This is a genomic window from Amycolatopsis aidingensis (assembly GCF_018885265.1).
Lineage (GTDB): Bacteria > Actinomycetota > Actinomycetes > Mycobacteriales > Pseudonocardiaceae > Amycolatopsis > Amycolatopsis aidingensis.
Window position 1 is genome coordinate 6,119,135 of sequence record NZ_CP076538.1, and the last position, 19,410, is coordinate 6,138,544.

Below are 19,410 nucleotides of genomic sequence, written 5' to 3' on the forward strand. Positions count from 1 at the left end.
CGGGCCACCCTAACGGGTGGTTAACCACCCACGCACGCGAGGTCGGGTCAGGAAGCCACCGTCGGCCGGTACAGGTCCGGTTCCAGGTACATCAGCCGCGCGGTGGGGACCCGCTCCCTGACCCGGCCCTCGGCCTGGTCGATGGCGCGCGCGACCTCGGCCATCTCCAGGCCCTCCGCAAGCCCCAGCTTGGCGGCCACCAGCAGCTCCTCCGGCCCGATGTACTGGGTGCGGATGTGGATTACGCGCTGCACCCCGTCGCCGACCAGCGCGTCGGTAATGGCCCGCAGCTCCCGTTCGGTGGCGCCCTCGCCGATCAGCAGGCTCTTCATCTCGATGATCAGGATGATCGCGATGACCCCGAGCAGCACCCCGATCATGATGGTGCCGATGCCGTCCCACACCGGGTCGCCGGTGAGCACCGACAGGCCCACACCGATCAGCGCGAACACCAGACCGAACAGCGCGCCCGCGTCCTCCAGCAGCACCACCGGCAACTCGGGGCTGCGGGACTGCCGGATGAAGCCCCACCAGGTGGCGTCCCCCTTGACCGCCCTCGACTCGACGATGGCCGTGCGGAAGCTGAAGGTCTCCAGCACGATCGCCACCACCAGGATCACCACCGCCACGATCGGCGAGGCCAGTTCCTCAGGGTGCTGCACCTTGTGGATGCCCTCGTACAGCGCGAAGGCCGCGCCGAGGGTGAACAGCATCAGCGCGACGATGAAGGAGTAGAAGTAGCGGTCCCGCCCGTAGCCGAACGGGTGTTCCTTGGTGGCCCTGCGCCGGGAGGTCTTCTGCCCGAGCAGCAGCAGGCCCTGGTTGGAGGTGTCGGCGACCGAGTGCACCGACTCGGCCAGCATCGAGGAGGACCCGGTGATCAGGAACCCGGCGAACTTCGCGATCGCGATTCCGGCGTTGGCCAGCAGGGCCGCCACGATCGCCTTGGTTCCGCCACTTGCCGCCACTGCTGCCCCCGGAAAGATGCTCGCGCCGTCGTGTCGCAGGCAGCTTAGAGGTACCGCACGGCCCCCGGCGGCCGGGTCGGCGACTCAGGCACAGGTACCGGGGGTGGCGCGGAACAGGTGCGCGGGCTGGTCCCCGGCCGGCCGCACGCTTACGGCCGGATCGGCGGCGGCCAGCCACATCGACTCGCCGCGGCGCAGCGCGGACTCCTTGCCGTCGGCCGCGCGCAACCGCAGTTCACCGGCGGTACACAGCAGGATCTGCGGACCGGTGCAGTCCAGCTCGACGTCCTCGTCCTCGCCTGCGGCCCACTCGATCCGCGCCAGCTCGAACTCCGGCGCGTCGGTGCGGTACACGGCCATCCGGCCGATCGGCTGCCCGCGCAGCACCGGCATGTCCCCGCAGGCGAAGTCCACCACCCGCAACAGCTCGGGCACGTCCACGTGTTTCGGGGTGAGCCCGCAGCGCAGGATGTTGTCCGAGTTGGCGAGGATCTCCACGGCCGTGCCGTGCAGGTACAGGTGCAGGTTGCCGGCCGGAAGGTAGATCGCCTCGCCCGCGCGCAGGGTGAGCCGGTTGAGCAGCAACGCGGCCAGTACCCCGGCGTCGGTGGGATGGGTCTCGCCGAGCTCGAGGATGGTGCGGCATTCGGTGTCGAACTCGCCGTGTTCCTTGACGTGCAGCACGCAGGCGTCCAGCACCTCGGGCAGCAGCTCGTCCAGCGCGGGCTGCGGCATGGTGATCCAGGTGGTGAACAGCGTGCGCAGCCCGTCCGGATCCGGCTGCGCGGCCAGCAGGTCGGCGTACTTGGCCAGCCCCGGTGTCTCGATGGCGCGCAGCAGCGCCACCGTGCGCCGCGGGTCGCGGAACCCGGCCAGCGCGTGGAACTCGGTGAGCGCGCACACCAGTTCCGGCTTGGCGGTCGGGTCGGGGTAGTTACGGTTCGGCGCGTCCCGCGGGATGCCCGCGGCCTCCTCGCGGGCGTGCCCCTCGGCCGCCTGGCTGGCCGAGGGATGCGCTTGCATGGAAAGCGGCTCCTCGGCGGCGAGGATCTTCAGCAGGAACGGGAGGCGGTCGCCCCAGCGCTGCGCGCACCGGCCGCCGAGTTGCCCGATCGGGTCGGACTCCACGAGTTCGAGCAGGCTGCGCTCCACCCCGTCGGAGCCGACCACCCTGGACGGGTCGCCGGGATGTGCCCCCATCCACAGCTCCGCCTCCGGGTGCGGTGCGGGTACCGGCCTGCCCAGCATCTCCGGGATGGTGATCCGGGACCCCCAGGCGTACGGCCGCACGGCGCCCAGCAGCTGTTCCACGTCTCCACCTCAACTCTCGGCGGCGCTTGCCGTTCGCACCAGCCTGCCTCGCTGTAGTCGCGGCTACGCCCTGGTGGGTGCGTACCCGGCTCCGCCAATGGTCCCAGTGGCCAGCCCGAGGTAGATGGCAGCCATCTCGAACCGCAGCGCGAGCACCGCGGCGCGGGCGGGCTCGGCTGCCTCGATCTCACCGGCCGGGGCGAGCACATCCGCGCCGGGCAGCAGTTGTTCGGCCCGGTAGCGGGTCGCATCGGCCGTCGGGCCGCTACGGACCGCGAGCAGCAGCACCCGCGGCGGGGCCGCGGGCATCGGGTCGTCCTCCGGATCGGCGAAGATGTCCCGTTCCGAGGTGCCGGTGATGGCGGCACGCAGCAGCGCGGGCCGTGCCATCGCCTGACGGTAGTCGGCGACGTCACACACGGTCGCGGCGTGGGCGGCGAACACGTGCGCCCCGTGCTCGCCCACCATCAGCGCGGGCCGGTCCAGGCCCCACAGCAAGGGTGTGCGCTCGGCCACGCGCAGGGCAAGTGCCTTGGCCGGGCTGACGAAGGATTCGTGGCCGGGATGGTTGCGTTCGGCCTCACCGTCCAGCTGGTCGGCCACCGACTCCAGGTCCGCAACCAGTAGCCCGAGGGTGTTGGCCACCAGCAGCCCGGCGGCGAGCGCGCGGGGTAAGGCCAGCTCGGCCGGGACCTGGACCCGCGGCGAGATCAGCAGCCCGCGGCCTGCCACCGCCGAGGCCACCGGACCGTCCTTGGCTGCGGACAGCACGATGGTCGCGCCGTACCGGGCGGCCCGCTCCAGGGAGGCCGCCAGCTCCGGGTCCTCCCCGTCGTCGATATGCCCGGCCACCACGTCCAGCGTGCCGACCCAGCCGGGGACGACATCGCTCACCACCACCGGCACCGGGCAGGAGGCCCCGAGCAGGGCCTCGAGCAGGTGGGCGGCGGCGCGGCTCACCCCTTCCCGTGCCAGCAGCACCAGCGCCCGCGGCCGCCCGATGTCCAGCCGCTCGCCGAACTCGAGCTCGGCTGCCGCCTCGACGGTGGAGCGGACCTGCGCGCCGGCCATCGCGCCGGCCCGCAGCAGCCCGGCCACATCGGCGTGCGCCAGCCGGTCGGGGTCGTCCAGCAGGCTGTCGTCAAGCACCGTCGGCATCGGCATCATCCCGCTCACCTTCGGGAGCGTCCGTGGAAACCGCCTCGTCGAGCAACAGCACCGGAATCCCGTCCCGGACTGGGAACACCCGCCCGCATGAGGTGCAGGTGAGGGCGTCGGCCTGCGGGTCGTCCGGCGAGCCGGGCCGCAGCGGCGCGTGATCCGGCGATGGGCACGCGAGGATCTCCAGCAACTGCTCGTCAAGCGTCACGGCCATAGTTCCTCCATACCATCTTCCGCCACCACGGTTCGCCAGTCACGGGTTGCCCTGCACCATTCGCCCTTCATGCCCGGACGATCGCCAGCACCTCGTCGGCGAGCGCGTCCACCGCCGCGGCGTCCGCGGCCTCCACGTTCAGCCGCAGCAGTGGTTCGGTGTTGGAGGCGCGGAGGTTGAACCAGCTGCCGTCGGCCAGCTCCACGGTGAGACCGTCCAGCTCGTCCACGGTTACCCCGTTGCGGCCGGAGAACGCGTCCTTCACCGCGATCTGGCTGGCCACCTGGTCCCGCACGGTCGAGTTGATCTCACCGGAGGCGGCGTAGCGCTGGTAGGAGACGGTCAGCTCGGACAGCGGCCCGTCCTGCTCACCCAGCGCGGCCAGCACGTGCAGCGCGGCCAGCATGCCGGTGTCGGCCCGCCAGAAGTCGCGGAAGTAGTAGTGCGCGGAGTGCTCCCCGCCGAAGATGGCGCCGGTCTCGGCCATCTTCTCCTTGATGAAGGAGTGCCCGACCCTGGTGCGCACCGGTTTCCCACCGTGCTCGGCGACGATCTCCGGCACGGCTTTGGAAGTGATCAGGTTGTGGATGATGGTGCCGCCGGGTTCCTTGGCCAGCTCGCGCACGGCCACCAGCGCGGTGACCGCGCTCGGCGACACCGGCTCGCCCCGCTCGTCCACCACGAAACAGCGGTCGGCGTCGCCGTCGAAGGCGAGCCCGGCGTCCGCGCCGACCGCGCGCACCTTGGCCTGCAGGTCGACCAGGTTGGCCGGGTCCAGCGGGTTGGCCTCGTGGTTGGGGAAGGAACCATCCAGCTCGAAGTACATCGGCACGATCTCGACCGTGCTGCCCTCGAACACCTTGGGCACGGTGTGGCCGCCCATGCCGTTCCCGGCATCCACCACGACCTTCAGCGGCCGGTTGCCGGAAAGGTCGACCAGCTCACGCAGGTAGCTCGCGTAGTCACCGAGGGTTTCCCGCTGGGTCACCTTGCCCGGCTGCCCCGCGAAGCTCGGCACCCCCTGCTCCACGGTGTCCCGGATCTCGGCCAGCCCGGAGTCCTGGCCGACCGGGGCCGCACCGGAGCGACAGAGTTTGATCCCGTTGTACTGGGCGGGATTGTGACTCGCGGTGAACATCGCCCCCGGCATGTTCAGCGAGCCGGAGGCGAAGTACAGCTGGTCGGTGCTGGCCAGGCCGATGGAGACGACATCGAGCCCCTGCGAGGTGACCCCGTCGGCGAAGGCCGCGGCCAGGCCGGGCGAGGAGTCCCGCATGTCGTGGCCGACGACCACGGACGGTGAGTCCGGCTTGATCAGCAGGGCGAACGCCGCGCCGAAGTCACGGACGATGTCCGCGTTCAGCTGCTCACCGACGACCCCGCGGATGTCGTAGGCCTTCACAATGCCCGACAGGTCTGACACGCCCTCTCCCCGTAATACGTCCGACTCACGGATACGACGCGGAAAGCGTACCGGCGCCGCCGGGCGGGCGACCGGCGCAGCCCGGTTACGGTTTTATCGGATCCGGTAGCACGCGCAGGTGCCCCCGCCTGCCGGAGGGCTGCTCCGGCTCGGGCGGCGGAGCGGGGCGATCGGAGCGGCCTGCCTCGCGCACCGCCTCGGCCAGCGCGGTCAGCTCGTCACCCGAGGGTTCCGGCTCGGCGAAGTCGCCCTCGTGCCGGACCACCTCCCAGCCCTTCGGGGCGGTCAGCCGGAGCGCGTGCGCCTCGCACAGGTCGTAGGAATGCGGCTCGGACGCCGTGGCCAGCGGACCCACCACCGCGGTGGAGTCGCTGTAGGCGTATGTCAGCGTGGCTACCGCGGGCTGCAGGCAGCCCGTCCGCGAACACTTCCGTACGCTCGGCACGGTTGATCACGATAGCGCCTTCACCCCGCGGCGTGGCGCAGGCGCGCCGTTGACGCCCCCGCCCGTCGCCCACCACCACCCAGACGGAAGCGCTGACGCGCACTGTGCTTAGCGGCGAGCAGCCCACGAGCAGCGAGGCGGGGCGTACCACCCGCGAAGGTGTCGGCCACGACGGAGTCCAAGCCCCGCCGAGCCGGTCGTGTCGCGCGTCGAGTAACAGACACCGACACACCAACTCGGGTTCCCGGCGTCGCTCCGGCGTACCCTACGAATGGTGGCAACGGTTCCAGGTTCTCAGCAGCGTGCGCAGCAGCGGCGGCGGATCCGCAGGGACAGGCACGGGCGCGGGCTGCGCGGCCCGCTGTACCCCTCTTCCCTGCCGGCCGCATCGAGCAGGGCGGAGCGGTTCGACACGCTCGTGCTGGACGCGCTGGAACCGATCGAGGCCCGCTGGCGGCATGAGCTGACCGAGCTGGACGTGGCCGTGGACGACGTGCCAGAGGTCCGCAGGGGCGGCACTCCCGCGCAGGCCGAGGGGGTGCTGCACGACGGGGCGGTACCGCTGTCCCGGCTGGTGCCCGCGGGTGTGGACCGGGCCGGGCTGCCCACCCGCGCACGGATCGTGCTGTACCGCAGGCCGCTGGAAGCCCGCGCCAAGGACCCGGCCGAACTGTCCGAGCTGGTGCACGACGTGCTGGTCGAACAGGTCGCCACCTATCTCGGGGTGGAGCCCGACGTCATCGAAGGAGAGTGAGTTCGCTCCCTCCGGCCGGGTATCGCGGTCAGCGCGGTGAACAGCACGGCCGCGATCTGACCGAGCAGTAGCAGGTCACGCAGCACCGAGGGATGCTCGACGACCACCTCGGACGCCCTCGCAGGCACCGCGACGGCCACCTGGTGTCCCCAGGCACGCACGATCGGTACCCGCTCCCCGTCCACCGAGGCCCGCCAGCCCGGCTCCGACTCGGCGGCGAGCACCAGCAGCCTGCCGGCGGGGCCGTCGGACACCCGCACCCGGATGTCCGGCAGCTCGGCCTCGACCGGAACCACCGCGGTGCCGCCTGCGAGCTGCCCGGTGGGCGCCTGGCCACCGACCGCCCGCCTTGCCTCCTGTGGCGAGATCAGGGTCACCTGGCCGCCCACGGGGTTGAGCCGCAGCACCTGCCTGCCGTCGCTGGTCGCCGGGGCCCCGGCGACCAGGTCGGGTGCGGCCTGGCGTAGCCGCGCCGCGTCCTCGCCCTGCGGGAGCACGACGAACAGCGCCCCGGCCGCGGCGGCCGAGGTGACCGCCTCCCGCGACCCGGCGAGCAGGTCCCGCTGCCAGCTGGACAGCCGCTCCGGGGTTCCCGGCACCGGCACCAGCTCGTCGTCGCCGAACCGGGGCAGCCTGCCGCCGCTCTGGCGCACCGGCTCCCCCGGCCCGCCCAGCACCAGCACCGACCGCCCGGTAGCGGACAGTTCCCTGGTCAGCGAGGAGGCGAGGGACCAGCCGCCGTCCGCCCGCAGCGGTCCGGTGGCGGCCAGCACCCCGCCCGCGGCCAGGGTGAGCAGTACCAGCACCCCGCCCGCGGCGCCCAGCCTCGGCAGCAGGGCGGCCACGGCCGGGGTGTCCGCGCGGTGGGTGCAGGCGGCCAGCACCACCCAGAGCAGCCCGGCGCCCGCGACCAGCAACGGCACGCCGGTGTACCCGATCGCCGCCGGACCGCCGTGTACCGGCTGCACCGCGAGCAGCCGGACGGCGACCACCCCGCCGATGCCCAGCAGCAGCACCGCCAGCCCTGGCAGGGCCCGCCTCGTCGGCCGCAGCACCAGCGCCACCAGCGCGGCCACCAGCACCGCGACCCCGGTGGGCAGCGCGCCGGGACCACCGGGGGCGAGGCCGAGCAGGTCGGCGGTTCCCGGCGGCCGGGAGCCGGTGCCACCGAGGCCGTGCAGCACCAGCGCCGGATGCGTGAGCAGGGCAGGCAGCCAGGGCAGCAGCAGGCCCAGCGGCAGCAGCACCACGATGGCCACCGCGGCGATCCGGCGGCCGAGCCCACCCGCCGCGGGCAGCAGCACGAACCCGCCGACCAGTGCCACCAGCGCGAGCGCGTGCGCCAGTGGGGAGAACGCCCCGAGCACCGCGAGGGCGAGCGCGGTCAGCACGGCCACGCTCAGCCAGCGCCTGCCCGCGCGGGTGAGCACGGCGGCGATTCCGGCGATCACCGCGGGCAGCAGGATGTGCGCCAGCACGACCCCGAGCCTGCCCTGCGCGACACCCGCGGCGCCGGCGGGCAGCAACGCGTAACCAGCGGCGACGCCCGCGCGCACCCAGCGGTGCACCCGGATCCCGCTGGTCGCCGCGTAGGCCACCAGCGCGGCCAGCGGCAGGTGCCCGAGCAGCAGCAACGCCACCAGCGCGGGTGGCCCGCCCAGCGGCAGGAACACCGCGCCGAGGGTGCCGAGCACGGCGAGCGCGGCAGGCGCGGCCGAGGAGGTGCCACCGCCGACCGGATGCCAGGAGGCCAGGTAGGACGACCACAGCTGGTCCAGCCCGCCCACCGGCAGCAGCCGCCCGCCTGCCGGGTCCAGCCCGAGCCGGGAGCCGTGCAGCACCAGGCCGAACGCGGTGAGCACGAGGAACAGCACCACCGGCGGCGCGAACACCGTGGCCGCGAGGATCCGGCGCCGGTTCACCTCGACGAAGACCAGTTCGGGCTCGCGCGCGGCGCCGGGGGTGGGCCGCTCGCCCCGCTCGTCCGCCGCGTCCTCGGCGGCGGTGGTCCGCTGGGGCTCCTGCTCGGGCAGGGCGACCGCCACGACCTCGCGCGGGGTACGCAGGCCCCTGGCACGGGTGCCGATGGCGCGCATGGCACCGGCGGGCAGCGCCTCGGGTCCGACCGGCCGGGCGGCCCTCGGCTCGGCGCGCGCGGCCTCCGGCGGCACCCAGGCCGAGGGGTCGGAGGAGTCCGGTACGGCCTCGGGCAGCCGGCCGAGGGCAGCCTCGCTGGCCACCCGCCTGCGGACCAGCTGCAGCATCCCGCCCCGCAGCAGGTTGCGCAGCCGGGCGAACCTGCTGGTGAGCAGGCCACGCACGGAACCGTTCAGCCTGCTGCGGGCGGATCGCCGCCGCGCCCGCGCGGCCCGCAGCCCGGCATGCCCGCCCGTCAGGTACCGCACCGCGGCGAACTCCGCCCGTGCCCTGCCCGGCCGCCGCAGCAGGGCGAACCCGAGCCCGCGCAGCAGGCTCAGCAGCACCAGCCGGGGCAGCCCCAGCAGGAAGGCGAGCGGACCGCAGTTGGCCAGGAAGGTACGCAGCCCGTGCGCCCGGTCGGCGGCGAGCAGCGAACCGGGCAGGGCATGCGCCTGCCGCTCCCCGGTGCTCGCCGCGCGGGCGTGCCGCAGCCGGGCACGCGGGACGGACAGCACCAGCGAACCGGCGGAGTTGACCCGCCAGCCGAAGTCGACGTCCTCGCGCAGCAGGGGCAGGTCGGGGTCGAAGCCGCCGAGCCGTTCCCACAGCTCGCGGCGGATCAGCGAACCGGCGCTCGGCACCGCGAGCACCTCGGTGCTCTGCTGGTGGTCCCGGGGTACGGCGTGCTGGCGGTGGCCGGAGGCGTCCAGGGAAAGCCCCGCCTCCACGATCAGCCGCGGATCCGTCCAGCCGACGGCCAGCGGCCCGAGCACGCCTGCCGATGGCGCTGCCTCGGCCGCGTTCAGCAGGGTGCCGAGGCAGTCCGGCTCCGGGGCGCAGTCATCGTGCAGCAGCCAGATCCAGCTGCCAGGATCGCCCCAACGTTCACCCGCATGAGCGATGGCCTCGGCGACCGCCGCCGCGAAACCGGTGTCCTCGGGCAGGCTCAGCACCCCGGAGAGCACCCGCTCCCCGGCGGCACCAGCCGGATCGGCGGCATCGGCGAGGATATCGGCGGTGCGGTCGTCCGAGCCGGTGTCCACGGCCAGCACGTGCCGGGGCCGGACCTCGCTGCGCCGCAACGCGGACAGCGCCAGCGGGAGCCAGGCCGCACCGTTGTGACAGACCAGAATCGCCAGCACCGGCGCGGTGCGCAGCGCGGCGGGCGCCGAAACGCGAGGAGCAGTCAACGGCCCTCTCCAGTGCTCATCGGGATCCCGGTGGTCGGATGCGGCCACCCTACGATGTCAACGAGCTACTGGACCGGGCAGACCGCCCTATACCGCGCGTTTCTTGAGCTTGCGACGCTCCCTTTCGGACAGTCCACCCCAGATACCGAAACGCTCGTCGTGGGCGAGGGCGTACTCGAGGCAGTCGTCTCGCACCTCGCATCCCTGACAGATGCGCTTGGCTTCCCTGGTGGACCCACCCTTCTCCGGGAAGAAGGCCTCCGGATCGGTCTGCGCGCACAGGGCGCGCTCCTGCCAATCCTGCTCCTCGGACACGTCCAGCAGGTCCGGGAGAGTTCCCAGGTCCTGCTGCTGGGGGTCATCCCAATCCATGACGTGCCCCCAATCCCTTCCACTGGCGCCTAACCGCACGTCCGCCTCCTCGCTTCCACGCACTCCCCAGGCTGGCGGTGTTGACTCGGCGTCGAGACGCGAAACCGTGCCCCGACGCGTACAGTCCGATGCCGGACCGCACCGTTGTGGTCCTCTCCTGCTCCCTCTTCAGGCGGACCGATCCGCCGCCCCCTCGGCGGCGAATGACATCAATGTGATTACACCCGTGTAATGGAGCTAGGTCAAGCGGAGTAGCAAGTTTGGGGGATACTTCGAGCCCGACACGCAAGCGGACACGCCGACAGGCGCATGCGGGGATACGGAAGACTGTCGGCGTGCAACGTTCCGCAGTCCGCCCCAGTCCCCTGTTCTTCGCCATCCTCGCCGTCGCGGTCGCCGGTGCCGTGCTGCTGGTCGTGGAAAGCCCGTTCCCGACCACCGACTTCGACGGCCAGGTGTTCATCACCAGCCTCGACCATCAGGTGCTCGGCACGCTCGGGATCATCCTGCTGATCATCGGCGGCTGGGCAGCCTCGCTCACCCTGCACGAGTTCGGGCACGCGCTGGTCGCCTACCGCGGCGGGGACCACGAGGTCGCCGCCAAGGGTTATCTCACAATGGACATTCGCCGGTACACCGATCCGGTGCTGTCCCTGGTGCTGCCGCTGCTGTTGCTGGCGATCGGTGGTATCCCGCTGCCCGGTGGCGCGGTATGGATCAACCGGTGGGCCCTGCGCTCCCGCTCGGTGTCCTCCTGGGTGTCCCTTGCCGGGCCGCTGAGCAACCTTGCCATCGGCGCCGTGCTCACCGCCGTGGTGGCGTTGGTGCAGCTGCCGGCCGGGCTGGCGATCGGCCTGTCCTACCTGGCGCTGCTGCAGATCCTGGCCTTCGTGCTGAACATCCTGCCGGTGCCGGGACTGGACGGCTTCGGCGCGATCGAGCCCTATCTTTCCCCGCAGGCGCGGGAATTCGGCGCCAAGGCACGGCCGTGGGCACCGCTGGTGCTGTTCGCCCTGATCATCGGACTGGACCCGGTGGGGCAGGCCTTCTTCGACCTCTCCTACGCGGTGTTCGACGTCGTCGGCGGGGACGACCGGCTGGCCGTCATCGGCGCGGAGGGCTTCCGCTTCTGGCTGTGACCGTTCGCCGGTTGCAATCCCTCACCGGTTCTCGCGCAGCCACCGGCGGGCCCGCTTGGCCACCCGCTTGAGCGCGGAACGCTCGCCGAAGTAGTCGGCCGCCATGCCGACCACCGGCAGCATGCCGAGGGCCTGGTGGTAGAAGCGGCCCTGCGGCCGCTTCTCCAGCTCGTCGGTGATGGACAGCAGCAGCCTGCCCAGCCGCCACAGCGTGCGCGCCGCGGCCCGCAGCGTGATCCGGCCGTGCCTGCGGGAGGACTCGGTGACCTCCTCGGTCAGCTCGCTGGTCCGCGCGTCCTCCGCGGCGGCGTCGTGCCGGGCGCCGCGGCCTGCGGCCAGCTCCGGGTCCACCTCCCGCTCGAACAGCACCCAGGCCAGCAGCCGCACCCGGTCGCCGACCTCGGTCACCCCGTGCTCGCCCGCGATGGCGCACAGCAGCAGCCCCTGCGCGGCCGCGCCCAGCGCGTCCTGCACCGGCAGCCGGTCGGCCAGCGCCCCACCGAGGCCGGGGACGGCGGTGAGCAGCGCGGTGAACCGGCCGACCCTGTTCACCCACCAGTGTGAGCGTTGCCCGGCGTCCATTCCGGCCCAGGCCGCGGTCCCTGGCACCCGTACCGCGGTCAGCCGGTCCAGCAGCCGCTCGCGCAGGCGGCGCCGCACCCCGGCCAGGTCGGCGTCCTCCCGCTCGGCCCTAGTGCGCAGCCCGAGCGGGTCGGACTCGCGCAGGGCGTCCAGCAGCGGGCCGGTCGCCCGCACGAACGGGCGGAGCACGCGGACCACGTGCGCGTCGGAGATCGCCTCAGCCATGCGCCGCTCCCCTGGCCGGGGAGCGGGCGAGCACCGCACCGAGGGACAGTGCGGCGGGCAGCGCCCCGGCGGCTAGCAACAGCAGCGCCCGCCAGTCCTGCAACAGCACCAGGTCGCCGCCCGGCCCGGCCAGCCCGATCCCGAACACGGTGACCAGCCACAGCACCAGCGGGACCACGGCCAGCCGCGGCGGGGCCACCCACGCGGCCGCGCGCACGAGCAGCGGGGTGGTCGCCGCCGCCAGCAGCACGGTGACCGGCACCGGCACGGCGCCCGCGGCGGGCAGGATCAGTCCGTCCAGCCGCAACGGGAGGTAGAACAGCTCCAGCACGGCCAGCAGTACGACATCGACCAGCAGCAGCACGAACAGGCCCCACCGGTGTCCTTCCCCGCCGGTCATGCTTGCTCCTCCGCCGCCCCGCCGAACAGGTCGGTGCGCACGCCCTCGGCAGGCCCGCGGGCCAGCGTGAAGTACTCGGCGGTCAGCAGCGGCTGGGCGATGCCATTGGAAAGGGCGTAGCAGGAGGCCGGGCTGGGCACGCTGACCTGGCTACGGTGCGCGCGCAGGGCCGCGACCTTGGCATCCAGCTGCCCCGAGACGTCCACGGTGGTGGTGACCAGCTCGTCGGCCACCGTGGCCAGCTCGCCGTCCGCGGGCACCCGGAACGGCAGCTCGCTGGCCAGCCGCAGCCCGGCCAGCCCGCGGGCCACCGCCGAGGCAGGCGAGACCACGTGGAACACCCTGCCGCCGGTGTGCCTGGTGGCGGCCATCGTGATCTCATGCGCCCGGATGTGGTCGGGGTGGCCGTAGCCGCCGTGCGCGTCGTAGCTGACCACCACCTGCGGCCGCACCTCGTGCAGGATCGCGGCGAGCTGCCCGGCCTGCTCCTCCAGCGGGCCGCGGACGAACGCCCGCGGGTGCTCGGCCGCGGGGGTGCCAGCCATGCCGGAGTCCCGCCAGCGTCCGATGCCGCCGAGGTAGCGGTGGTCGGTCACGCCGAGTGCCGAACAGGCCGCGGCCAGTTCGCCCGCCCGATACCCGCCGAGCTGGTCGGCCGCATCAGCGCCGAGCAGCCGCAGCTCGGGCGGGATGACCTCGCCTTCCTCGCCGAGCGTGCAGGTCACCAGCGTGATCTCGGCCCCGGCGGCGGCATAACGGGCGATCGTGCCGCCGGTGGTGATACTTTCGTCGTCCGGATGCGCGTGCACCAGCAGCAGCCTGCGCGTCTCTTCGGAGATCACGGTCTTAGATTAATTCCTCCTTCGTGTCCACATCCCCAGGCGCCTCGGTTATCCTCGCGCGAGTCGTGCCTACCGGGCGTGACATCTGTACCCCCACGAAGGGCATCTGGTGAGCACTGAAGCAACAACGGCGGTGACAGCCGGCACATCCGGTTCCGTCCTTTCCATCGCGGACCTGCACATCTCGTTCTCCACCGAGGACGGCGTCGTCGATGCGGTCAAGGGCATCGGGTTCGACGTCAAGCCCGGGGAGATCGTCGCCGTCGTCGGCGAGTCCGGATCGGGTAAGTCGGTGACCTCGATGTCTGTGCTCGGCCTGCTGCCCAAGAGCAGCAAGGTCAACGGTGACCTCCGCCTCGAGGACCGCGAGCTGTCCGGGCTGCCGGACAAGGAACTGCGCAAGATCCGCGGCAACGACATCGCGATGATCTTCCAGGAGCCGATGACGGCGCTCAACCCGGTGTACACCGTCGGCTGGCAGATCCGCGAGGCCCTGCGGATGCACCAGGACCTCGCCAAGTCCGCCGCCGACGCGCGGGCCATCGAGCTGCTGGACCTGGTCGGCATCCCCAACCCGGAGCAGCGCTTCCGGCAGTACCCGCACCAGCTCTCCGGCGGCCTGCGGCAGCGGGTGGTGATCGCGATGGCGATCGCCTGCGACCCGAAGGTGATCATCGCCGACGAGCCGACCACCGCGCTGGACGTGACCGTGCAGGCGGAGATCCTGGGGCTGCTGCGCAAGCTCAGGGACACCCTGGACACCGCGATCGTGCTGATCACCCACGACATGGGAGTGGTCGCCGACCTCGCCGACCGGGTGGTCGTGATGTACCAGGGTGACATCGTGGAGCAGGCGCCGGTGCGCGAGCTGTTCGCCCGGCCGCAGCAGGAGTACACCAAGCGGCTGCTCGCCGCCGTCCCGGTGCTCGGCCAACGCCCCGAGGGCAGGCTGCTGTTCGAGGACGAGCGGATCGACAGCGCCGACGCCCAGCGCATCGCCGAGGAGATCAAGCTCGCCGACGTCGAGCTGGAGGCGCAGATCGAGGCCGGGGCACCCGCGCTGGAGATCAAGAACCTGGTGCTCGACTTCCCCGGCCGCCGCGGCCAGAAGGTCCGCGCGGTGGACGATGTGTCGCTGCACATCGACAAGGGCGAGATCCTCGGCCTTGTCGGTGAGTCCGGGTCCGGCAAGTCCACCGTCGGCCGCTGCGCCATCCGGCTGCTCGAGCCGACCGGCGGCACCGTGTCCATCGCGGGCAGGGACATCACCAAGCTGTCCACCAAGGAGCTGCGACCGCTGCGCCGGTACTTCTCCATCGTGTTCCAGGACCCGGCCTCCACCCTGGACCCGAAGATGACGATCGGCCAGTCGGTGGCCGAGCCGCTGATGCTGCACAAGATCCTGTCCGGCAAGGAGCTGGACGACCGGGTGGCCTCGCTGCTGGACAAGGTGGAGCTGTCCGCCCGTTACCGCAACCGCTACCCGCACGAGCTCTCCGGCGGGCAGCGGCAGCGGGTGTCCATCGCGCGGGCGCTGTCGCTGAACCCGCAACTGCTGATCGCCGATGAGCCGACCTCGGCGCTGGACGTCTCGGTGCAGGCGACCGTGCTGGACCTGTTCCTGAACCTGCAGCAGACGCTGCAGTTCGCCTGCCTGTTCATCAGCCACGACCTCGCCGTGGTCGACCTGCTGGCCGACCGGGTCGCGGTGATGCAGCACGGCAAGCTGGTCGAGGTGGGCACCAGGGACGAGGTGCTGCACTCGCCGCGGGAGGACTACACCAAGCGGCTGCTGTCCGCGGCCCCGGTGGCCGACCCGGTGCTGCAGGCCGAGCGGCGCGCCGCCTGGGAGGCGGGCCGGGTCGCCCCGGTCGCCGACTGACCCTCCGCAGCCACGGCAAAAGGGCCCGGCCACCGCGATGGTGGCCGGGCCCTTTTGCCGTGGTTTCTCGCGGTCCTGCCCGGTCAGGCCTTCATCCGGCGCTGCCGCGGGTCGAAGGCGTCCCGCAGGCCGTCACCGATGAAGTTGATCGTCAGCGAGATCAGCACCAGCACCAGGAACGGTCCCCAGAACAACCAGGGCCGGAAGGTGAGCTGGGCGTAGTTCTCCTGGATGACCCGGCCGAGCGAGGTGTCCGGCAGCTGCACACCGAGGCCGATGAAGGACAGCGCGGCCTCCACCAGCACCGCCTGCGCCACGGCCAGGGTGGCGTTCACCGTGATGCTGCCGACCATGTTCGGCACCAGGTGCTTGAAGATCACCCGGCCGGTGCCCGCGCCCGCGGCGCGCGCGGATTCCACGAACTCCCGCTGGGACAGCGACATCGCCTCGGCCCGGGTGATCCTGGCGATCGGCATCCAGGCGAACGCGGCCAGCACCAGGGCCACCACGTACCAGCTCCCGCTGAACACCTTCACCAGGATCGCGGCCGCCGCGATCTGCGGGACGATCAGGAACAGGTCGGTGAACCGGGAGATCGCCGAGTCGGTGAAGCCGCCGAGGTAGCCCGCGGTGGCACCGAACACCACCCCGAGCATCGTCGCGACCATGGACACCACGATCGCGATCAGCATGGAGTACTGGGTGCCGCGCAGGATCTGGGCCACCATGTCCTTGCCGACCTGCGTGGTGCCCAGCGGGTGGTCCGCGCTGGGCTGCAGGAAGCCGCCGACCGTCTCGGTGTAGCTGTACGGCCAGAAGATCGGCAGGATGATGATGGTCAGCACGATCAGCGTCAGCAGCGCGACACTGGCCATGGCCAGCTTGTGCCGCAGGAACTTCCGCAGTACGAGCGCGCCCTGACTGCGTGGCCGTGGCGCGAGGTCGGTTTCCTGGTCTTGGCCCCCGGAACCGCCCGACTGGGCTTCCGCGAGCATCGAGTTCATATCAGCCAACGCGAATCCTCGGGTCCAGGATGCCGTACACCAGGTCGGCAATCAGGTTGAACACAACTACCGTGACGGCGACCAGCACCAGCCAGCCCATCATCACGTCCGGATCGTTCTGGTTCACCGCGTTCACCAGAATCGTGCCCATACCGTTCCAGGCGAACACCCGCTCGGTGATGATCGCCCCGGTGAGCACCTGCGCGAAGTTCACCGAGAACAGCGTCGCCACCGGAATGAGGGCGTTCCGCATGGCGTGCCGGAAAATGACCCGGGAGGAGGAAACGCCCTTCGCGCGGGCGGTGCGGACGTAATCCGAATTGAGCGTCTCGAGCATCGATGCGCGCTGGAACCGGCTGTACGCGGCGAAGCTGATCACCATGATGGAAAGGGTGGGCAGCAGGTACGCGCCGATGTAGTCGATGATGAAGTCGCCGAACCCGTCACTGACCAGCTTCTCCGGGCTGATCGTCTTGATCCACGGGTTACCGAGCCATTCGGTGAGGCCAAGGTCGTAAACGACCGTGTTCAACTCGATCGCGTAGGTCTTCAACACGATGGCGACGCAGAAGATCGGCATCGAGAACATCAGGAACGCCAGCATGGTGGCGATGTAGTCGATGATCGAGTACTGCTTCACGGCGGCCAGCACACCGACCGCGACACCGACGACGATCGCCAGGATCTCCGCGCCGATCACCAGTTTCAGGGTGACCTCGTATGCGCTCATCACCATCGGGAAAACCGGCTGCAGCGCGTTGCCCTGTGCGATAGAAAGGCCCCAGTCGCCGGTCAGGAAGTCGCCTAGCCAGTCGAAGTAGCGCGGGACCAGCGGCTGGTCAAGGCCGAGTTGCTGAGCGAACGCGGCGATGGTTTCCGGACTGACATCCGGTCTTGCCCGCAGATCGGCGAGCGGATCACCCGCACCGGCGACCATCAAATAAACGAAGAAGGTACCGATCAACAGGATCGGTATCGAGATCGCTACCCGCCGTAGCGTGTAGAGCACTAAGTTCAACGGAATTGCTCCTCGTCCGGCATCGCCGTCTGGGTGTCAGCGGCCGCCCTTGCTCACCGTAGCGGGGGTGCCGCCACGGTCAACAGCTACCCAAGGAGGGTCGTGCACGATTCGCGCGCGACACTCATTTATCACACCTCAGTGCCCGTTCCTAAACTCGCGACACGGTCGGCTCGGCCGGGCTCGGACTTCGTCAGCACAGTCACCTTCGCAGGTGATTCGCCCGGCCTCGCCGCCCGTGGGCTGTCCCACGCGAGTCCTTCTACTCGCCTCGAGCGGCAACGTCCAGTTCAGGAACAAGCTCTCAAGGAAGGGGTCTGGAACCGGGCTGGCAGCAGCACCGGTTCCAGACCCCTTCAGCTCATCTCGATTTCACTTGGAAACTAGCTGGTCCGCTCCCACTCACCGACATTCCACAGGGAACCGAAGTAACCCTGGAAGAAGACCCGGTCGATGCCACGGAAGGCCCACATCGACGGCATCTGGAAGAGCGGCAGCGAGGCCCGCTCCTCCGCGATCAGCTCGTCGGCCTTCTGGTAGCCCTCGCGCTGGGCCTCCTCGTCGGTTGCCGAGACGGCCTTGTTCATCGCCTCGTCGATCTGCGGGTTGGACAGACCCTGGTAGTTCTGCTCGCCGCCGTTGTCCGGGGAGATGAAGATGGACGAGGACTCGGCCTTGAACGGTGCCGCGGACCAGGCGTAGATGCAGGCATCCCAGTCACCGTTGGAAAGCGGGCCGTCGAAGAAGGCCGGGTCGGTGTTGTCCGTGACCTCGATCCCGGCCTCCTTGAGCTGCGGGATCAGGATCTCGACGGTCTGGCTGCGCCGGTCGTTCTCGTTGTGCGAGATGGCGATCGACAGCCGCTTGCCGTCCTTCTGGAAGATCCCGTCGGAACCCTTGGTCCAGCCTGCGTCCTGCAGGGTCTTGGCCGCGGCCTCCGCGCCCTGCCCCGCCTTGTCGCTGTAGCGGTCCTCGTAGCCCTGCTCACCCTCGAAGTACATGACGCTGTTCAGTACCTGAGCGTCCTGCCGGATCGGCCGGATGAGCTTGTTCAGGATCTCCTCCCGCGTGATCGCCTGGAAGAAGGCGGTCCGCACGGCCTTGTCGGCGAAGATCCGCTCGAAGTTGAGGTCGATGTGCTCGTACGACAACTGCGGGGCCGAACCGTAGGTCACACCCTGCGAGGTGAGGTTCTTCAGCGCCTGCGCGCTGGTGGCGTCCGGCTGGGTGGAGGAGGCCACGTCGATCTCACCGTTCTGCAGCGCCGAGGCCATCTCCGTGGTCTGCGGCATGGCCCGGACCACGACCGTCTGCGGCCCGCCCTTGGCGCCGGCGAAGTCCTTGTTCCGCTCCAGGGTGACGATGCCCGCGTTGTCGTCGAACGAGGCGATCTTGTACGGGCCGGAGGCCGGCATGATGTCCGGCTTGAAGCCCTTCCACTCCGAGGACCAGAACTCGCCGGCCGGCTTCAGCTCCTCAGCCGGGCTGTTCAGGTCGTACTGCGTGATGTCCCCGATGCCGCTCTCCTGCTCCAGCACGTGCGCGGGCAGGATCGTGGTGTTGAACAGGCCCTGGTAGTCCAGGTACGGCTCGCTGTAGGTGGTGACGAAGGTCTGGTCGTCCTTGCACTCGGCCTGCTCGATCAGCTTGTAACCGGCGGGCGACACGGCCTGGAAGGACTCGATCTTGCCACTGTTGGCGAGCCAGGCGAGGTAGAAGTCATCGCAGTCCCAAGCCTCGCCGTCCGACCACTTCACGTCCGGCTTGATCTTGTACTCGACGACCTGCGGCTCCGTCGAGGTCATCTCGACCGACTCCATCACATCGCCGTTCAGCAACACCTTGTTGTTGCCGTCGTAGATGTGCGCACCGGCGAGCACCGTGACCAGCACGTAGGTGTTGTACGACGTGTTGGTGTCCGGCGTGTTGTTGTTGTACGCCGTGAACTTCCGGTCGACGGCCACGGTGACCTTATCGCTCTCCGCGGCCTCGGCGAGCTTGAAAACGCCGTTCTCCTGCGCCTTGCCCGTGGCCATCTGTTCGATGTCCGAGCTCGCGCCGGTGTTCGGGTCGCCGCCTTCGTCACCGCCGCCGCACGCCGTCAGCACAAGGGCGGACGCGGCGACGAGCGACAGAGCGGAGACTGCTTTGGATCTCCTCATGTACGTGTGCCCTCCTAGCACTGGGCCCTGACGTTGGGACCATGGACCCACATTGCTCCGGATATTTTGGGCCGGAGCTTATGACACGCCAAGCGACACTCAATTGGCGCACTGCCGGTGCACGCTAGAAAGCATCACCACTCCGGGTCACGACCTACGGAGGGATCGTGACCAAAGGG

At 70.6% G+C, this 19,410-nt stretch carries 17 protein-coding genes; 3 read left to right on the forward strand and 14 right to left on the reverse strand.

Going from position 1 to position 19,410, the window contains the following annotated elements:
- Positions 1 to 47: 47 nt before the first annotated feature.
- The 6 genes from KOI47_RS27850 to KOI47_RS27875 form a co-directional block, all read right to left on the reverse strand.
- Positions 48 to 968: a cation diffusion facilitator family transporter gene (locus KOI47_RS27850; protein WP_216209430.1), complete on the reverse strand. Its 921-nt coding sequence runs from the start codon at positions 966 to 968 to the stop codon at positions 48 to 50.
- Between the two features lie 84 nt (positions 969 to 1,052).
- Positions 1,053 to 2,279, reverse strand: coding sequence for a mannose-6-phosphate isomerase, class I (gene manA, locus KOI47_RS27855; protein ID WP_216209431.1), 1,227 nt, complete (start codon positions 2,277 to 2,279; stop codon positions 1,053 to 1,055).
- Positions 2,280 to 2,342: 63 nt separating this feature from the next.
- Positions 2,343 to 3,437 carry a hypothetical protein gene (locus KOI47_RS27860; protein WP_216209433.1) on the reverse strand — a complete coding sequence of 365 codons (1,095 nt, stop codon included), beginning with the start codon at positions 3,435 to 3,437 and terminating at the stop codon, positions 2,343 to 2,345.
- Positions 3,421 to 3,654 (reverse strand): Trm112 family protein, encoded by a 234-nt coding sequence (locus KOI47_RS27865; RefSeq protein WP_216209435.1) that lies wholly within the window; start codon positions 3,652 to 3,654, stop codon positions 3,421 to 3,423. The genes KOI47_RS27860 and KOI47_RS27865 overlap by 17 nt, the downstream gene beginning before the upstream one ends.
- Positions 3,655 to 3,721: 67 nt before the next feature.
- Positions 3,722 to 5,077 carry a phosphomannomutase/phosphoglucomutase gene (locus KOI47_RS27870; protein WP_216209437.1) on the reverse strand — a complete coding sequence of 452 codons (1,356 nt, stop codon included), beginning with the start codon at positions 5,075 to 5,077 and terminating at the stop codon, positions 3,722 to 3,724.
- A gap of 85 nt (positions 5,078 to 5,162) precedes the next feature.
- Complete coding sequence (locus KOI47_RS27875) at positions 5,163 to 5,522, reverse strand: DUF3499 domain-containing protein (protein WP_216209439.1); 360 nt, start codon at positions 5,520 to 5,522, stop codon at positions 5,163 to 5,165.
- Positions 5,523 to 5,844: 322 nt separating this feature from the next.
- Between KOI47_RS27875 and KOI47_RS27880 the strand changes: the two genes are divergently transcribed.
- Positions 5,845 to 6,276, forward strand: a complete 432-nt coding sequence (locus KOI47_RS27880; protein WP_232376929.1) for a metallopeptidase family protein — start codon at positions 5,845 to 5,847, stop codon at positions 6,274 to 6,276.
- Here the strand turns inward: KOI47_RS27880 and KOI47_RS27885 are convergent.
- Both KOI47_RS27885 and KOI47_RS27890 read right to left on the reverse strand, forming a co-directional pair.
- A complete protein-coding gene (locus KOI47_RS27885; RefSeq protein WP_232376301.1) occupies positions 6,237 to 9,605 on the reverse strand; it encodes a glycosyltransferase family 2 protein in 3,369 nt (1,122 codons plus the stop codon). The genes KOI47_RS27880 and KOI47_RS27885 overlap by 40 nt on opposite strands.
- An 87-nt stretch (positions 9,606 to 9,692) precedes the next feature.
- On the reverse strand, positions 9,693 to 9,977 hold the full coding sequence (locus KOI47_RS27890) for a WhiB family transcriptional regulator (RefSeq protein WP_170220999.1): 285 nt from the start codon (positions 9,975 to 9,977) through the stop codon (positions 9,693 to 9,695).
- Positions 9,978 to 10,312: 335 nt separating this feature from the next.
- Here KOI47_RS27890 and KOI47_RS27895 point away from each other — a divergent pair, with 335 nt between their 5' ends.
- Positions 10,313 to 11,116, forward strand: coding sequence for a site-2 protease family protein (locus tag KOI47_RS27895; protein WP_216209442.1), 804 nt, complete (start codon positions 10,313 to 10,315; stop codon positions 11,114 to 11,116).
- Between the two features lie 21 nt (positions 11,117 to 11,137).
- On the opposite strand, the gene KOI47_RS27900 is transcribed toward KOI47_RS27895, so the two are convergent.
- The 3 genes from KOI47_RS27900 to mshB are packed head-to-tail and all read right to left on the reverse strand — an operon-like array spanning position 11,138 to position 13,165.
- Positions 11,138 to 11,923, reverse strand: a complete 786-nt coding sequence (locus KOI47_RS27900) for a hypothetical protein (protein WP_216209444.1) — start codon at positions 11,921 to 11,923, stop codon at positions 11,138 to 11,140.
- Entirely contained in the window at positions 11,916 to 12,323 is a 408-nt protein-coding gene (locus tag KOI47_RS27905) for a hypothetical protein (protein ID WP_216209446.1), read from the reverse strand. Before KOI47_RS27905 ends, KOI47_RS27900 begins: the two co-directional genes overlap by 8 nt.
- The gene (gene mshB, locus KOI47_RS27910; protein WP_232376302.1) at positions 12,320 to 13,165 is read right to left on the reverse strand and encodes an N-acetyl-1-D-myo-inositol-2-amino-2-deoxy-alpha-D-glucopyranoside deacetylase; all 846 of its coding nucleotides are present in this window, start codon (positions 13,163 to 13,165) and stop codon (positions 12,320 to 12,322) included. Before mshB ends, KOI47_RS27905 begins: the two co-directional genes overlap by 4 nt.
- Before the next feature lie 109 nt (positions 13,166 to 13,274).
- Here mshB and KOI47_RS27915 point away from each other — a divergent pair, with 109 nt between their 5' ends.
- A complete protein-coding gene (locus KOI47_RS27915; RefSeq protein ID WP_216209448.1) occupies positions 13,275 to 15,047 on the forward strand; it encodes an ABC transporter ATP-binding protein in 1,773 nt (590 codons plus the stop codon).
- Positions 15,048 to 15,130: 83 nt separating this feature from the next.
- Here the strand turns inward: KOI47_RS27915 and KOI47_RS27920 are convergent, their stop codons facing one another.
- The 3 genes from KOI47_RS27920 to KOI47_RS27930 all read right to left on the reverse strand — a co-directional run bounded on the left by KOI47_RS27920 (position 15,131) and on the right by KOI47_RS27930 (position 19,231).
- Positions 15,131 to 16,042: an ABC transporter permease gene (locus KOI47_RS27920; RefSeq protein ID WP_408629957.1), complete on the reverse strand. Its 912-nt coding sequence runs from the start codon at positions 16,040 to 16,042 to the stop codon at positions 15,131 to 15,133.
- Between the two features lie 10 nt (positions 16,043 to 16,052).
- Positions 16,053 to 17,069 carry an ABC transporter permease gene (locus KOI47_RS27925; protein ID WP_216209450.1) on the reverse strand — a complete coding sequence of 339 codons (1,017 nt, stop codon included), beginning with the start codon at positions 17,067 to 17,069 and terminating at the stop codon, positions 16,053 to 16,055.
- A gap of 383 nt (positions 17,070 to 17,452) precedes the next feature.
- Positions 17,453 to 19,231, reverse strand: coding sequence for an ABC transporter family substrate-binding protein (locus KOI47_RS27930; protein ID WP_216209452.1), 1,779 nt, complete (start codon positions 19,229 to 19,231; stop codon positions 17,453 to 17,455).
- Between the last annotated feature and the right edge of the window lie 179 nt (positions 19,232 to 19,410).

Coding starts and splice junctions, on each gene's coding strand:
- KOI47_RS27860 (WP_216209433.1), bottom strand. CDS start 3,437: ATGCCGACGGTGCTTGACGACAGCCTGCTGGACGACCCCGACCGGCTG.
- KOI47_RS27905 (WP_216209446.1), bottom strand. CDS start 12,323: ATGACCGGCGGGGAAGGACACCGGTGGGGCCTGTTCGTGCTGCTGCTG.
- KOI47_RS27890 (WP_170220999.1), bottom strand. CDS start 9,977: ATGGATTGGGATGACCCCCAGCAGCAGGACCTGGGAACTCTCCCGGAC.
- KOI47_RS27865 (WP_216209435.1), bottom strand. CDS start 3,654: ATGGCCGTGACGCTTGACGAGCAGTTGCTGGAGATCCTCGCGTGCCCA.
- KOI47_RS27900 (WP_216209444.1), bottom strand. CDS start 11,923: ATGGCTGAGGCGATCTCCGACGCGCACGTGGTCCGCGTGCTCCGCCCG.
- KOI47_RS27930 (WP_216209452.1), bottom strand. CDS start 19,231: ATGAGGAGATCCAAAGCAGTCTCCGCTCTGTCGCTCGTCGCCGCGTCC.
- KOI47_RS27920 (WP_408629957.1), bottom strand. CDS start 16,042: ATGCTCGCGGAAGCCCAGTCGGGCGGTTCCGGGGGCCAAGACCAGGAA.